Origin of the sequence: Ruegeria sp. SCP11, from assembly GCF_040329455.1 — a bacterium.
Lineage (GTDB): Bacteria > Pseudomonadota > Alphaproteobacteria > Rhodobacterales > Rhodobacteraceae > Ruegeria > Ruegeria atlantica_E.
Window position 1 is genome coordinate 149055 of record NZ_JBDZYG010000012.1, and the last position, 16001, is coordinate 165055.

13 protein-coding genes are annotated in these 16001 nt (G+C 55.7%); 7 read left to right on the top strand and 6 right to left on the bottom strand.

Features of this window, described 5'->3' with window-relative positions; genetic code table 11:
- Window positions 1-74: 74 nt before the first annotated feature.
- Window positions 75-428: a hypothetical protein gene (locus ABLN94_RS18220; protein WP_352995047.1), complete on the bottom strand. Its 354-nt coding sequence runs from the start codon at window positions 426-428 to the stop codon at window positions 75-77.
- Between the two features lie 403 nt (window positions 429-831).
- Here ABLN94_RS18220 and ABLN94_RS18225 point away from each other — a divergent pair, with 403 nt between their 5' ends.
- The 4 genes from ABLN94_RS18225 (at window position 832) to ABLN94_RS18240 (ending at window position 4307) form a co-directional block, all read left to right on the top strand.
- Entirely contained in the window at window positions 832-1209 is a 378-nt protein-coding gene (locus ABLN94_RS18225) for a hypothetical protein (RefSeq protein WP_352995050.1), read from the top strand.
- A 210-nt stretch (window positions 1210-1419) separates the two neighbouring features.
- A complete protein-coding gene (locus tag ABLN94_RS18230) occupies window positions 1420-2430 on the top strand; it encodes a branched-chain amino acid ABC transporter permease (protein WP_170496744.1) in 1011 nt (336 codons plus the stop codon).
- A complete protein-coding gene (locus ABLN94_RS18235) occupies window positions 2427-3869 on the top strand; it encodes a branched-chain amino acid ABC transporter permease (protein ID WP_352995053.1) in 1443 nt (480 codons plus the stop codon). Before ABLN94_RS18230 ends, ABLN94_RS18235 begins: the two co-directional genes overlap by 4 nt.
- 186 nt (window positions 3870-4055) lie before the next feature.
- Window positions 4056-4307: a hypothetical protein gene (locus ABLN94_RS18240; protein WP_170496748.1), complete on the top strand. Its 252-nt coding sequence runs from the start codon at window positions 4056-4058 to the stop codon at window positions 4305-4307.
- A 45-nt stretch (window positions 4308-4352) separates the two neighbouring features.
- Here ABLN94_RS18240 and ABLN94_RS18245 read toward each other — a convergent pair whose 3' ends face one another.
- Window positions 4353-5894, bottom strand: coding sequence for a helicase HerA-like domain-containing protein (locus ABLN94_RS18245; RefSeq protein ID WP_352995056.1), 1542 nt, complete (start codon window positions 5892-5894; stop codon window positions 4353-4355).
- A 427-nt stretch (window positions 5895-6321) separates the two neighbouring features.
- Here ABLN94_RS18245 and ABLN94_RS18250 point away from each other — a divergent pair, with 427 nt between their 5' ends.
- Window positions 6322-6930, top strand: coding sequence for an invasion associated locus B family protein (locus tag ABLN94_RS18250; RefSeq protein WP_352995059.1), 609 nt, complete (start codon window positions 6322-6324; stop codon window positions 6928-6930).
- 69 nt (window positions 6931-6999) lie between these two features.
- Here the strand turns inward: ABLN94_RS18250 and ABLN94_RS18255 are convergent, their stop codons facing one another.
- Genes ABLN94_RS18255 through ABLN94_RS18270 form a run of 4 tightly spaced genes read right to left on the bottom strand, consistent with a single transcriptional unit; the run spans window position 7000 to window position 11260 of the window.
- Window positions 7000-8208, bottom strand: coding sequence for a beta-ketoacyl-[acyl-carrier-protein] synthase family protein (locus ABLN94_RS18255; RefSeq protein WP_352995061.1), 1209 nt, complete (start codon window positions 8206-8208; stop codon window positions 7000-7002).
- A gap of 9 nt (window positions 8209-8217) precedes the next feature.
- Window positions 8218-8475 carry an acyl carrier protein gene (locus ABLN94_RS18260; RefSeq protein WP_170496755.1) on the bottom strand — a complete coding sequence of 86 codons (258 nt, stop codon included), beginning with the start codon at window positions 8473-8475 and terminating at the stop codon, window positions 8218-8220.
- Between the two features lie 32 nt (window positions 8476-8507).
- On the bottom strand, window positions 8508-9599 hold the full coding sequence (lpxD, locus tag ABLN94_RS18265; protein ID WP_352995065.1) for a UDP-3-O-(3-hydroxymyristoyl)glucosamine N-acyltransferase: 1092 nt from the start codon (window positions 9597-9599) through the stop codon (window positions 8508-8510).
- Window positions 9600-9634: 35 nt separating this feature from the next.
- Entirely contained in the window at window positions 9635-11260 is a 1626-nt protein-coding gene (locus ABLN94_RS18270; RefSeq protein ID WP_352995067.1) for a L,D-transpeptidase family protein, read from the bottom strand.
- A gap of 334 nt (window positions 11261-11594) precedes the next feature.
- Between ABLN94_RS18270 and ABLN94_RS18275 the strand changes: the two genes are divergently transcribed.
- Both ABLN94_RS18275 and ABLN94_RS18280 read left to right on the top strand, forming a co-directional pair.
- Window positions 11595-12164 (top strand): YcbK family protein, encoded by a 570-nt coding sequence (locus ABLN94_RS18275; RefSeq protein WP_170496758.1) that lies wholly within the window; start codon window positions 11595-11597, stop codon window positions 12162-12164.
- A 726-nt stretch (window positions 12165-12890) separates the two neighbouring features.
- On the top strand, window positions 12891-16001 hold a 3111-nt coding region (locus tag ABLN94_RS18280), incomplete at its 3' end, for a right-handed parallel beta-helix repeat-containing protein (RefSeq protein ID WP_352995070.1).

The following is a 16001-nucleotide window of genomic DNA, read 5'->3' on the forward strand; positions in this document are numbered from 1 at the left end:
GCACTTACGTTTCATCTATTCGGCACTTGCATTGTTCTCCGAGGCGCCGAAAAATCCAACACCTCGGTAGAGCTTTAAAACACAGGTTCACCGCATGTCCCAAAATCCTGCGCGGCATGCGGCCCCTTTATCGACATGTCGTAGTTTCGATCTTCGAAATCCACGACAAAGGTCACCACATCCATGTCCATGATGTGCAGAAAGGTCAGAGAGTTCAGCCCTGCGATGATCGTCGCCTCTCCGCGAATGTCATCCGTGATGATGAACCCCTTGTCGGTCGCTCCGGACCGTGCCAGCGTCACTGCGCCACCACTGCCTTCCGACACGCAGTTGACGACAAAATCCGCCCCATTCAAAGGATCGCTCGTCGCGGATTGAGCCATCACAGGCAAAGCCGCACCCAGTATCAGAGCTGCGTAAAATTTCATTCCTATCCTCTTTTGTATCTGCGCCCCCACGCCTGGATACAAAACAATGCGAAACTCAAGAGTTTCAACGGGCTACAGCCCACATTTCACTCGTTCTTGAAGTCAGGTGAATGGACGTGTGCGAGCCGAGTGCCTGCCCCTTCAGCAAGACGCAATAGTGGCCAAAATAAGGCAACAATACCTCCCCATCTACTCGTATCGAAGCCCCAGAAATTTAAACACTGCGTTCTCAGAAGTTTACCCATCTGAGCCCCGTGTCAGAAAAATCAGCCTGTTCAGATTTCCGCCCGGTCTGAGCTGAATTCTTGCCATGATCGGCACCTAATCAAATCACGCGAACAACGAGAATCTGCTTGGGATTCTCAATCTAAATCGGGCTCATGGCCCATTCAGGAGACATACTATGAAACATCTGGCAGCGCTTGCCGCCGTCGTCCTGCCCGTTTCCGCGCAGGCCGTATCGCAAGCCCCCACGCAAGGTGAAATTGTTTATGAGTGCCAGATTACAGAAACCTGCAAGTCCAACGGATGCGCCCCGATCGACCCGATCCGCCAGATTGCATTGAAGAAGATCGAAGGCCAATCGAAAGGGGTACTGCTGGTGGATGGGCAAGAGCATCAGGTTCACGTTTATCCAAGCCTCGGCGCACAGGAGTTTTTGCAAATCCTCAGCGGTGGCAGCGTCGGCTATACGATCAAGACAGACACAGGAAACTTGGAGATCCGAGCCTCAGGCGGCCAGCAACGAAACGAACGGGGAACCTGCGCAATCACTAACTGAGACAACTGTCGGGCTGCTTGAAAACAAGGAATCGGAATGTGGTGCGTCGAACATTTTAAATCGGTTCGGCGCGCCCTTTCGTTAGATTGGTCAAAACGACACGAGATCGCAGATTTTCACTAGGAATCCGACCAAACTGGCCGGGTGAAATATTGTGTCTTTGCTCAATGCCATGCCATAAGGCCGCACCCGTCGGAATGGGAAGGTGAGATGGACATACTAAACGCGCTTGTGGCGCTTGCGAATTTCGTGCTGGTGCCTGCGATTGCCTATGGCAGCCAGCTGGCATTGGGGGCGTTGGGGGTCACTCTGATCTACGGCATTCTGCGCTTTTCCAACTTTGCTCATGGCGACACGATGGCCTTTGGGGCGATGATCGCCGTTCTGGTAACCTGGGGCCTGCAGGCCGCCGGGATCAGCTTTGGTCCATTACCGACCGCCCTGCTGGCCCTGCCCTTTGCCATTCTGGGCTGCATCGTTCTGGTGCTGATCACTGATCGTCTGGTGTATCGCTTTTACCGAGAACAGAAGGCAAAACCGGTCATTCTTGTGATCGTCTCGATGGGCGTGATGTTCATCATGAACGGTCTGGTGCGCTTTATCATCGGACCAGACGACCAGAGGTTTTCCGACGGCGCGCGCTTCCTGATTTCGGCGCGTGATTTCAAGGCGATGACAGGGCTCAGCGAAGGGCTCGCGATCCGGACATCGCAAGCGATTACTGTTGTGGTGGCAGTTGTCGCCGTGGCGCTTCTGTTCTGGTTCCTCAACAAAACTCGCACCGGCAAGTCGATGCGTGCTTATTCCGACAACGAAGACCTCGCCTTGCTGTCCGGCATTAACCCCGAACGTGTGGTTATGATCACCTGGATCATCGTTGCCGCGCTGGCAACAACGGCTGGGGTTCTGTACGGGCTGGACAAAAGCTTTAAACCCTTCGTCTATTTTCAGCTGCTGCTACCGATTTTTGCCTCGGCAATTGTCGGGGGTTTGGGCAGCCCCCTCGGGGCCATTGCAGGAGGGTTCATCATCGCCTTTTCCGAAGTGACGATCACCTATGCGTGGAAGAAAGTCCTGACCTATCTGGCGCCGGAAAGCCTGGAGCCTTCGGGTTTGGTCCAGTTCCTGTCCACCGATTACAAATTCGCCGTCAGCTTTGTCATCCTGCTGATCGTGCTTCTGTTCAAACCCACGGGTCTGTTTAAAGGGAAAGCGGTATGATCCTAGGTATCCTTGTATCCGTCGCTATTCCCCTTATCGCGGGTTTCGCACTTGGCCCTGTCGGTCTAATCGCGGGTGTTGCGGAAGTTGCTCTCGGATGGGCCTATCGCCACGCCTTACTCAATGGCAATGAACGCCTAAAAAACTCAATACTCTTTGCGGCAGTTGCGATCCTTATATTGGCCACGGGTTTCGCCCAAGGGTGGAACGCCGCGATCCTGATCCTGAATATGGGGCTGATCTCGGCGGTCATGGCGCTTGGGGTAAACCTGCAATGGGGCTTTGCGGGGCTGTTCAACGTCGGTGTCATGGGGTTTGTGGCGCTGGGCGGTCTGGCCGTCGTACTGGTCTCGACCCCGATGACGCCGGGCGCATGGTCTGCTGGTGGGTATGGCATCGTTCTCGCCTTGCTGTTGGGGGCTGCAACGATTGTGGCGACAGTGATGGTGGCTCAAAAGCTGCCTAAAGGCCGCGTTCGGACTCTGTCGATCATTGGCATTCTGGTCGTCGGGTTCTTCGTCTTCCGCGCTGTGTTCGATCCTAACGCCGAAGCGGTTGAGGCGATCAATCCGGCAGTCGCGGGTAACCTCGGCGGCTTGAACCTTCCGGTTCTTCTGGCATGGCCTGCTGGCGGTCTACTGGCCGCAGGTGCGGCGTGGTTGATCGGCAAAACCGCTCTGGGTTTACGGTCCGATTATCTGGCGATTGCAACGCTGGGCATTGCCGAAATCATCATTGCGATCCTGAAGAACGAAGACTGGCTGGCCCGAGGGGTCAAGAACGTCTATGGCATTCCGCGCCCTGCCCCGGTTGTCGGATATGAAGTCGAACTGCAGAATGATCCCGGTTTCGTTGCGCGCGCCGAATGGTTCGGACTGGACCCTGTCACGGCTTCGACACTGTCGGTCAAGCTGGGTTATTCGCTGCTGTTCTTGATTGTGTTGCTGGTGCTGCTTTGGATGGCCCAAAAAGCACTTCACAGCCCTTGGGGCCGTATGATGCGCGCCATTCGCGATAATGAGGTCGCGGCAGAGGCAATGGGCAAGGACGTCACACGTCGTCACCTGCAAATCTTTGTACTGGGCTCGGCCATCTGCGGCATCGCGGGTGCAATGATGACCACTCTGGACGGTCAACTGACCCCCAGCGCTTATCAGCCGTTGCGGTTCACGTTCCTGGTCTGGGTGATGGTGATCGTCGGCGGATCGGGCAACAATCTAGGCGCAGTTCTGGGGGCGTTTGTCATCTGGTTCCTTTGGGTTCAGGTAGAGCCCATTGGATTGTGGCTGATGAACCTGATCACCTCTGGCTTGCCCGACGGAAGTGCTCTCAAGGCGCACTTGATCGAAAGCGCTGCACATATGCGGCTTTTGACCATGGGATTGATCCTGCTGATTGTTCTCAGATTCAGCCCAAGAGGCCTGATTCCAGAGAAATAGATCACAGTCAGTAGAATTTTGGGAACCGCGCCGCATAATCGGCGCGGTTTCTTGATTCATAAACCGAACCTGAATACACCCATAAGAGTTGGGCATGTTCCGGACCTGCGCCAGATCGCCTTCACGTTTAATAAGTCAGTTGACGCTGAAAATACAGGTCACCTATCGAGAGTAAGAAGACGACACATGAGAACTTCGTTTATCCCCAAAATCCTAATGCTGCCGGTTGCCGCCAGCTTGGCAGCATGTATCCCCTCGCCCGAAGATCTGGAAACCGACCCGGTCAAGGTCCAGACTTCCAAGGGTGTCGTGACGTGCCAGCTGTACCGCCCAGATCGCGTCATCTGGGATCGTGCCATCGACTACCCGGCCACTAAGATGTCTGTGGCCGAGGCTGACGGCTACTGCCGCCAGGAAGGTCAGCGTCGCCTGAAGTAAGAGGCTTGGCGCCGCGTGACCTAATCACTGCGCGGCGTCCTTGATTTATCTGGCCCGGAACAGCCCTCCGAGGATTCCGCGGACGATCCTACGCCCGGTAGTGCCTTTCAGTTCTTTAATGACCGCCTCGCTCATTGCTGAGGCAAATGTATCCTTCTGTCGTGTTACACGCGAAGAAGACCGCCCAACCCGGCTGCCGGAATAACGTCGGGCGGTGGCGAATTCGCGTTCGGCCACAGACTGAGTTTCCTCTTTCTCTTCCGCTTCGGCGGCAGATTGCGCGGCTTGATCCGCGCGCGCCTGCAAGATTTCAAAGGCCGAATTGCGATCTTTCAGAGTTCCGTATTTGACCTGCATCGGAGACTCGGCCAGCAGCGCTTTACGCTCAGCGTCGGTAACAGGCCCCAGCTGAGAACCGGGCGGCCGGATCAAGGTCCGTTCAACGATCCCGGGCACGCCCTTTTTTTGCAGCGTTGACGTCACCGCCTCCCCCACGCCGACCTCACGAATGGCTGTTTCGGTGTCGAAAGCGGGGTTCTCGCGGTAAGTTTCGGCCGCCAGACGCAGGTTCTTTCGGTCCCGCGCCGTGAATGCGCGCAAGGCGTGCTGTACCCGGTTGCCGAGCTGACCCAAGATATCCTCGGGGATGTCCGCCGGGTTTTGTGAGATAAAGTAAACGCCGACGCCCTTGGACCGGATCAGCCGCGCGACCTGTTCAACCTTGTCCACCAGTACCTTCGGGGCGTCCTCGAACAACAGATGCGCCTCATCAAAAAAGAAGACCAGCTTCGGTTCGTCAGGATCGCCTACCTCGGGCAGTTCTTCGAACAACTCGCTGAGCAGCCACAACAAGAACGTTGCATACAGTCGTGGGGATCCCATCAATTTGTCCGAGGCGAGGATATTCACCATCCCCTGCCCCTTTGCGTCCGTGCGCATCAGATCTGACAATTCCAACGCGGGTTCACCAAACAGGTTTGTTCCGCCCTGATTTTCCAACACCAGCAAACGCCGCTGGATCGCTCCGATTGAGGCAGTCGAAACATTGCCATAGCGCAAGGATAGTTGCGCCCGGTTCTCACCAATCCAGACCAACAGCGCCTGCAGGTCCCTTAGATCCAGAAGCGGCATTCCCTCTTCGTCCGCTACACGGAACGCGATGTTCAGGATACCTTCCTGCGCTTCGCTTAAATCCATGAGACGTGACAACAACAGCGGGCCCATCTCGGTCACGGTAGTACGCACTGGATGGCCCTGTTGACCGAACAGATCCCAGAACGTCACCGGACACGCGGCGTAAGCATAGTCCTGAAACCCTATGCGCGAGGCACGGTCCTGAAAGGCCTGATGCAACTTGTGCGCTTCGCTGCCCGCTTTGGCCAGGCCCGACAAATCTCCTTTGACGTCTGACAAAAAGACCGGAACCCCGGCTTGCGAGAACCCTTCGGCCAGAATTTGCAAGGTTACCGTTTTACCGGTGCCCGTCGCACCGGCAATCAACCCATGCCGATTGGCATATTTCAACGTCAGCGTTTGCGGCTGGCTATAGTCATCACCTGCGCCACCCAGAAAGATATTTTTGTCCATGTATATAAGGCCTTAATTTCCAACGGTCTGGATCCAGCATACAAAGTTAACCTTTGACTGCGATAGTCAATTTGCTGCCTTCGCTGTCAAAGATGCAAGGCTGCAAACTTCCTCCCTGTCAGACTGGCCGCGCCTTCGGGCGCGGTTTTTTTTAAGCAAGGCTTGATCTTCCATTAAAAATTCAGGTTTGCAGTTGACCCCTGCGCTCGCCTTTCGTAACGTCTGCGCATAACTAAGTCGGCCAGTCCGACGGGGAGAACATTTTTGAAAGGGAGCCGCTCCACCGGCTCCCTTTCTCATTGGCATGAACTGGCGGAAAACAGCAAAAATCGATCACTTCGTATTGTTTATTCAGCTTAGTGCCTGACACCATGATTTAACGATGGTAAAACGCGACAAAAAGCTCAATCACTCTGCCGAGGCATTCATGATCAAGAAACTTCTCCCATTCAACGTAATGGCTGCTGCGATTTGGTGCGGTGCTGTATACGCGCAAGAAACGGCTCAGGAAGACCAGACCCCGTCTGAAATACCACAGACACAAGCCGGGACTGAACTCGACCTGGGCGAAAGCGGTCCACGCGTCGGCGAGCAATACGTTAAAGAACAAAGCGGTGACTGGAACGTCACTTGCCTTAAGACCGAGGGTGGAGATGATCCCTGTTTGCTGCGCCAGACCCTTTTGGGTCAGGAAGGCCAACCTATGGCCGAAATTTCCATAAACAAAGTGCCTGAGGGAAACGCTGCGATAGCTGGCGCAAGTCTGATCGTACCGCTTGAAACTATGCTGCAAGCCCAGATCGCTGTGTCCATAGATGGAGCCCCAGGTAAGCGTTATGATTACCATCATTGCAACCCTGTCGGATGCGTTGCTCAGCTAGGCTTTACCCAAGGCGATATCGACGCAATGAAAGCTGGTACCAAGGCCACGATTTCGCTTGTCTCAATTCTTGCTCCAACGCAACTTCTGCAGATTGAAATGTCGCTGGCTGGGTTCACCAGCGGATTCGACAAGCTCTTGCCCCTTCAGAACTGATCTTCTGTATGCTTAGAGACGCCGCTGGTCCAAACCAGCGGCGTTCCTCTTTTTAAAGCACTGGAAAACTCAAGCCCGCTTGAGGGCCAGAACAGCATTCAGCCCACCAAAGGCGAATGCGTTGCTCAGCGCAACATCGACCTTCGCTTCGCGGGCATCATTGGGAACCACATCCAGTGCGCATTCCGGATCAGGTTCTTCATAGCCGATCGTCGGGGCAATGACGCCATCGCGGAGCGCCATGATACAAGCCAGCAATTCGACCGCACCTGTGCCACCAATCAAGTGGCCGTGCATGGATTTTGTGGACGAGATCATCAGATCATCCGCATGCGGCCCGAATACATCCGCCACAGCAGCGCATTCCGTTTTATCATTTGCGGCCGTACCGGTCCCGTGCGCGTTGATATAGCTCACTTGATCCGCATTCAGACGTGCGTCCGCCAGTGCACCTGCCATAGCCCGTGCGGCACCTTGTTTACTGGGCATCACGATGTCCGCAGCATCCGAGGACATGGCAAAGCCGACAACCTCACACAGGATATCTGCACCGCGTGCGCGAGCGTGCTCGTATTCCTCAAAGACAAATACGCCAGCGCCTTCGCCCTGAACCATGCCGTTTCGGTTTGCACTGAAGGGGCGGCAAGCGTCCTTGGACATGACCCGCAGACCTTCCCAAGCCTTCACGCCGCCAAAGCACAGCATGGATTCCGAACCGCCCGTCACCATCGCCGGTGCTGCACCGCTGCGCACCATCTGGAAGGCCAAAGCCATCGCGTGGTTGGAAGAGGCGCAGGCCGTCGAAACAGTAAAGCTAGGCCCTTTTAGGTTATGCTCCATCGACACATGGCTGGCCGCGGCATTGTTCATCAGTTTGGGCACGACAAAAGGATGAACGCGGTTCTTCCCGTCTTCGTAGACCGAGCGGTAGTTGTCGTCCCAAGTCGAAACGCCACCACCTGCCGTACCAAGAACTACGCCGGATCGTGCAGCCAGATCACCGTGGAACTCAATCCCGGACTGGTCAATCGCCTCTTTCGCTGCTGTCAGAGTGAATTGCGTGAACCGGTCATAGAGGCTCATCTGCTGACGGTTAAACCGACCTTCGGCCTCGAACCCTCGCACCTGACCACCGATTTTAATGGAAAGTCGCTCAACATCGCGGAATTCTAAATCAGAAATCCCACAACGCCCTTCGCGCATGGCCTCCAGCGTATCGGGGACAGAATGGCCCAGCGAGTTGATCGTCCCGGCCCCGGTAATGACAACGCGTTTCATGGTCTTATGTCAGACCTTTTCCGACACAAGCTTTTCGATCCCGGCAATGATCGCCGCAACGTTCGAGATATCGAAGTCGCTGGCTTCGGGTTCGTTCGCGTTGAAAGGCACCGAGATATCGAACTCTTCCTCGATCGCAAAGATGCTCTCGACGAGACCCAGGCTGTCGATCCCGAGGTCCTCAAGTGTACTAGTGGGCGTGACGTCCGAAGGCTCCAGCACGGCCTGCTCAGCAATGATTGCGATGACGCGGTCGGTGATGCTCATGTCGGTCCTCTGATTATCCCGTTGCGGATGATTTAATCGCTCGGGGGCTGTTTGAAAACCGCCTTTTTCAACGCCTCGACGTCACGCGCCATTCGGGGCAAACGACGTTGCGCTTTGTAGATGTCAGTGTGGGTTTCCATCTTGATGCCCGGATAGCCCATTATCACTCGGCCCTTGGGCACATTTGATAAGATTTTGGTGCCACCACCCGCGATAACGCCATCACCGATAAAGATATTATCGACAACGCCGGTCTGACCGCCCAGCACCACGTTGTTGCCGATCTTGACCGAGCCCGAAACACCAGTTTGCCCACACAGCAGGCAATCCTGACCCACACGGGTGTTGTGGCCGACATGCACTAAATTATCCAGCTTTGAGCCGTTTCCGATGCAGGTATTTCGGATTGTCCCGTTATCAACCGTGCAATTTGCGCCGACCTCAACGTCGTCGCCAATCTCAACCGCGCCCAAAGAGTGGATGCGTAGCCAGCTTTGCGCACGGGCATCGCCCTGATCGCCCATAGTCTTGCGGACGTTTTCGACCCCCGAAACCTCGGGCGTGACAAAGCTGAACCCGTCCCCCCCAATGCGCGCGCCCGGTTGGGCTATGAAACGATCCCCGATCTGCGCCCGGGCACCGATGCTCACCATCTCTCGCAGGGTGGCGTTATCGCCCAGAACTGCGTCCATCCCGATCACACAATGCGGTCCGATCACCGCGCTTTTTCCGATACGAACGCGCGCACCAATAACGGTCAACGGTCCAATCGCTGCGCCTTCGCCGATTTCCGCTGTTGGATCAATCACGGCCGAAGAGTGAATACCCGGCTCCACCCCCTGCCCGCGATCCAGCATCGCCGTTATCCCAGCCATCGCCATGCGCGGTCGAGGCACAAAAATTGCGGCTGTTAAGCCCAGTGCTTGCCAATCGGCACCTTCCCACAACACGGCGGCCTTAGCTGAGCCACCGCTCAGCGCTTCAGCATATTTCGGCGACATCGCCATCGCCAAGTCCGACGCAGTAGCGTCCGACGGTTCCGCGGCGCGCTCGATGACAAGGCTTGTGTCACCCTGACTTTCCGCTCCGATAGCGTCGGCGATTTGCTGAATGGAATAGTGCATGTCGGGCTTCCCGGATTAAGGACCTGCCCAGCTGATTACCCTTGAACGTCCGGCAGGGCCACCCCTGCTTTCTGCAAGGCCTCCCAGATTTTTCCGTCCCGCTCATAGACATCGCGTCGATACTGAACCTGCCCTTTCGGCCCAATATAGGCTGTTCGGTAAATCAGGTGGACTGGCACGTGCTGCTCTAGAGGTACTGTCGTTTCCTTACCGGTTGCGAGTACTCGGTGGAAGAACGCCTTCGGATCTTCCTCCTGCTTGGCGAGCAGCGCATAGGCGAACTCAAACGGATCGGCCAAGCGGATGCACCCGTGAGAGAAGGCACGGACCTCACGGGCAAACAGGTTTTTGTGCGGCGTATCATGCAGATAGATGTTGTACTGGTTGGGGAACATGAACTTCACCAGCCCCAAAGCATTACTCTTGCTGGGCGGTTGCCGCATGGCGAACGGAAAATTCCTAGCGTTGAACTGATTGAAATCCACAGCGCCGCGGTTGATCTGCCGTCCGCTGCGATCGGTAATCTGGATATGACCAACTGCGTTTGGGTTGGACTTCAACTTGGGCAGATATTCCTTGGTAATGATCGAACGAGGGACATACCAACTGGGGTTGATGACCATATGCTCCATCTCATCAGAGAATTCTGGGCTGCGGCGGTCATGTGTGTTTTTGCCGATCACTGCACGCGTTTCAAACGTGACCGAACCATCGTCGACGATCTTGGCCGAGAAGTCAGCCTGGTTCACTAGAATATGCCGCTCGCCGCGCTCGCGCGGCAACCAGCGCTCCCGCTCCAAAGCGACATAGACGGACTTTAGGCGATCCGAAGCGCTGCGGTTCAGTTCGGTGATCGTGCCTTGCCCGGCCACCCCATCCGCAGCCAATCCGTGATCGGTTTGAAATGCTTGAACGGCGGCCAATAGCGTCTGATCAAATTCCGGGCTGGCCGTTGGCCGCAGATATCCCATGGAAACCAAACGGTTCCGCAGTTTGATGACGTTAGGGCCAGTATCGCCATATTCCAACTTGTCCACTGGAACCGTAGGGCCCCAACCGCCTTGATGAACCAACTGCTCCAGTACCAGCTTCTGCTTCATAAGCGCACGGTACTGGGTGGATTGTGGAATGAGCTGATCGAAATAGTTACCGTCTCCGGCCGAAATCAGATTCGTCAGATGGTCTTTGGCAGAGCTACGCTCCACCTTCCGCACCAAGCCATCGTCAATCGTGGATGGGCGTAACGCTCCGGACTGGAGGCTGCGCGCGTACTCCACAAACGCACGACTTAGCTGGATTTCGATAGCGCCAAGATCACGCGTCGTGCGGGCCTCTTTCATGCGATCCAACAAGGTTTGAACGCTGTAAGTGCCCTGAGGCAAACCGTGCATATCCACTTTGGCAAGCGCTCGGATTAACTGCGAGCGTCGCGCGGCGTGTTGCGGAGTTTCCCCAACCCAAACAGGTTTAAATCCATTCTCGCGGTAAAATTCAGCGATCCCCGACCCTGACGGCGCAAACTCCGCCACCGCCATCTGAAACGCCGTCGTCGACCGAGGTTCCGTATTGGCGATTGCAGCCGACGCCAGGAAACATGCGGTGAAGATAATACCAGTACGCGTTCGAATGCCTGAGAACATGGGATGGCCTTGATTATTCATAGTTTTTACGCCGCAAACCAGCGCGTCGAACTAATATGATTGCGCCCAGTGTGACTTGTCTATTCACAAATGTATCACCGACGCGCATCTTTCGACGCCTGATGCGTCTTTGCATCGCCCGGCGGGATTACGCCGCCAAATGCCTCAAGATTATACATATTTGCGTCACCTGCGCAAAAAACTGCCGAAAATTCCCCCTTGAAAAGGTGATTTTGAAAGACTTCTTGGCTGACTTTCGCCTCTGTGTCATAACTCCCGCATCTGGGATGGGAAAAAATTAAGAACGCGCGCGTAACATCGTGCGCAGGCAGGAACAGTACGGGACGAAACTAAAATGACGATGAGCAGTACCTCGGGGTTAACCCGTCGTGCCCTATTGGGCGCATTTGCGGCTACGGCAGTTGTGGCGGCACCGACTTATTCCAACGCAGCAGGGTTTCTTCGCGGTGGCGGAGACATTCGTCGTATCCGCATGTATTCCGGTCGCACTGGCGAACGGATCGACATGATCTATTGGGTCGACGGAAAATACATCAAAGACGCGGTGAAGGAAGTGAACCACTTCATGCGCGACTGGCGGACCGATCAGGTCAAAGACATGGACCTGCGCACCATCGACATCATGGCGGCATCGCACAACCTTCTGGATGTGAATGAACCCTACATGCTGCTGTCCGGCTATCGTTCGCCGCAAACCAACGCGATGCTGCGGTCCCGTTCCCGCCGGGTTGCCAAGAACTCGCTGCACATGAAAGGCCAAGCGGCTGACTTGCGCCTGTCGTCGCGTTCTGTGTCGCAGATGGCCAAAGCAGCCATGTCCTGCCGCGCAGGCGGTGTTGGCAAATACTCCCGCTCAAACTTTGTCCACATGGATTGCGGAGAAGTCCGCAGCTGGGGTGGCTAAGTCACTAGGGAATTTCGAAACGACGAGCGCCCTTGGGCGCTCTTTTTTTAAAAAAGCGTCAAAGCGCGCACCATCCCCAAAAAACAACCGTATGTAAGTCTGCGTTCCTAGAAGAGTCTCGTTTAAATTAGCAGATCTCATTCCTGTAATGGAAAATTTCAGGGCGTTACTTGCTTGAGTGGAAATGATTCTTGCCTGTCATTTAAGATGCGGAAAACAGGCGCCCTTCCAATACGAAGGACACGGTCGCTTTGAGAGGTTCCGTCCTCATCGGATGAGAAACACCTTTACCGGTATTTTCTGGCAGGAGGCTCGCTTTTTCTCGGTCGCCAATTAAACCTGTTGATTGCTACTCTTAGAGCCTGCGTCGCCAAAATTTCAATTCTATTTGTAGCTGCTAAGTACAGGATTGCGATAGGCTAATCGAGATTGCCATTCTCTTTATCGGGCTAGAAAAATTTTGCGTTTCGACACCATGAAATTACCTAAATCCAACGGGCTTGCTACGCCACAAATGGGAAGATTTCGATAAGCCGATCACTGTACAGTTTTTGTATCGTATAATCGTCGGAAAGTTTGATACTGGAAATTTTCGCGGAAAATTGCGATAGTGCGCCCGTAGATACTTATGCAAATTCGTCTCCATTTTGACGTTCCTTTGTTCAACTGACGAACAAATTGCTTCTACCCGGGGGGGTTACCACCAAGTCAATAACGGGTTTTCTGATGGTCAATGGTCTTTCACAGGACGGCTATGCCTTTGATGGAGCACTGGGTTTCGGTGCTGAGGCAGACGGCGGCCGCGGAGGGCAGATCGTCAAAGTGACAAGTCTCGCCGATTCTGGACCCGGCACTCTCCGATGGGCCCTGGAAGAACTAGAAGGTCCACGTATTGTCGTCTTCGAGGTTAGCGGCCAGATTAATCTTCAAGATGCTATCGAGGTCAATGGCGATGTAACAATAGCTGGCCAAACATCGCCCGAAGGCGTCACTATCTCCGGAGCTAGGCTAAGAATAGTAGAAAGTGACGTTATTGTACGCGGCCTCCATTTCCGTCCGGGTGACGGAGAAGGTGAAGATCCCGATAACAGAGACGGCATTTCGATCGGCAGCAGTTTGGTTCAGGTCGAAAACGTCGTGATCGACAGCAATTCTTTCAGTTGGTCAATCGATGAATTGGTCACGGTCTGGTACGGCTCCCAAAACATTACTCTCTCGAACAACATTTTCTCGGAAGCACTAAAATCCTCGCTCCATTCAAAGGGCGACCATTCGATGGGCGTGCTGATCGGCGACGATAGCTCCAACGTGACCGTTTATGGAAACCTGTTTGCTCACAACGAATTCAGGAACGCGGCTGTCGTGGATTCGACCCAGGTCGAGTTCATCAACAACTTGATTTATAACTACGGCACATTTGGGTTTGAGGGACGAACATACTCGACCGCACATGTCATCGGAAACGTCTACATTGCCGGACCGAGTTCATCTACAAACGCAGCAATTGAACTGGGTTCGCTGGAAGAAGGCGCGGCCTACTACCTAGAGGACAACATTGCAGAAGTCGACGGTGATGCTGTCTCCGAAATCTCTGAGAACCTGCTGTTTGTACCCAGCGGTGTCACTGCACTGCCCTCTTCCGAAGTTATGGATTATGTGCTGGCCATTGCTGGCGCAAGAAATCCTCTGCCGGGTACGATTGACGCAAGGATCATCCAGTCGGTAATCGATGGGACCGGCAGCATCATTGACTCACCCAGCGAAGTTGGCGGTTACGATAACGTACCCAACCCACCTGCACCGAGTGACCGCGACGACGACGGTGTTCCAGACAACTACGAAGTGTTCGCTGGTTCAGACCCCGACGATTTTGATGCCCACGGCGATGTAAACGGTAACGGAATCTCGAATATAGAAGACTATATCAATGGGTTGATCGTCAGGGATGATGTACTCGCTCCCGTAGCAGTTTCAGCTTTTTCACAAAACATCGGCCCGCCTCAGTCCAGCGACCCCGACACACAGATCACCGTGACCTTCGCCGATAACATCGCGGTGGACGCCTCCAGCATCGACACCGGCGACATCACCGTCACCGGTCCGGCCGGGCCGCTCGCGGTCACCGGCGTGTCCCTCGACACCAACGGCGACGGCACCCCGCGCACCGCCACCTATACCGTCGCAGCGCCCGGCGGCAGCTGGGACCTGGCGGACAGCGGTGCCTATACCGTTGCCCTGCTCACCGATGAAGTCTTCGACACCGGCGGCAATGCCGTCGCCGCAGATCCAAGCCTCACCGGCTTCACCGTCGACATTGCAGACACCACCGCTCCGGTGGTGCAGTCCGCCAGTGCGCCGGCCATCGATGCCGCAGATACCGGCAATCCCGACACGCAGATCACCGTGACCTTCGCCGACAACATCGCGGTGGACGCCTCCAGCATCGACACCGGCGACATCACCGTCACCGGTCCGGCCGGGCCGCTCGCGGTCACCGGCGTGTCCCTCGACAGCAACAGCGACGGCACCCCGCGCACCGCCACCTATACCGTCGCAGCCCCCGGCGGCAGCTGGGACCTGGCGGACAGCGGTGCCTATACCGTCGCCCTGATCACCGATGAAGTCTTTGATACCGGCGGCAATGCCGTGGATGCGGACCCCAACCTCACCGGTTTCACTGTCGACACCACAGACGTCATCGCCCCGGTGGTGCAGTCCGCCAGTGCCCCGGCCATCGATGCGGCCGATACCGGCAATCCCGACACGCAGATCACCGTGACCTTCGCCGATAACATCGCCGTCGACGCCTCCAGCATCGACAGCGGCGACATCACCGTCACCGGTCCGGCCGGACCGCTCGCGGTCACCGGCGTGTCCCTCGACACCAACAGCGACGGTACCCCGCGCACCGCCACCTATACCGTCGCAGCCCCCGGCGGCAGCTGGGACTTTTTCGACAATGGCGCCTATACCGTCGCCCTGCTCACCGATGAAGTCTTCGACACCGGCGGCAATGCCGTGGATGCGGACCCCAACCTCACCGGCTTCTCCGTAGGCGTTCCAGATGAACCTCTACCGCCTTTCAGAGTGGAAGCAGAGACATTCCAGATCGAAAGCGGATTTACGATCAAAAGCAATGGTCAGGCGTCAAATGACCAATACCTGCAGGCATCTGGAAGTGATGAACAGGTTGCCTCCTTTACATTCACGGGATCGACCGGGTTTTACGACTTAAGCCTTGGCTATTTTGACGAAGCTGATGGTCAATCAACACTGAGGATGTACCTAAATGAAGATTTAATTGACGACTTCATTTGGGACATGGACGCCGGTGGAGTTTATGCCGATCAGTCGTCACTTGTTGAACGCAATATTGGCAATTTTTATTTGACCAATGGCGATGTGATTAAAATCGCTGGTTTCCAAGATGGCAGCGAGCCCCTTCGAACAGACTACTTAGATTTCCAATTTACCGGCGCAGCCACAGACACCACCGCCCCGGTGGTGCAATCCGCAAGTGCCCCGACCATCGATGCGGCCGATACCGGCAATCCCGACACGCAGATCACCGTGACCTTCGCCGACAACATCGCGGTGGACGCCTCCAGCATCGACACCGGCGACATCACCGTCTCCGGTCCGGCCGGGCCGCTCGCGGTCACCGGCGTGTCCCTCGACACCAACAGCGACGGCACCCCGCGCACCGCCACCTATACCGTCGCGGCGCCCGGCGGCAGCTGGGACCTGGCGGACAGCGGCGCCTATACAGTCGCCCTGCTCACCGATGAAGTCTTCGACACCGGCGGCAATGCCGTCGCTGCAGACCCCAACCTCACC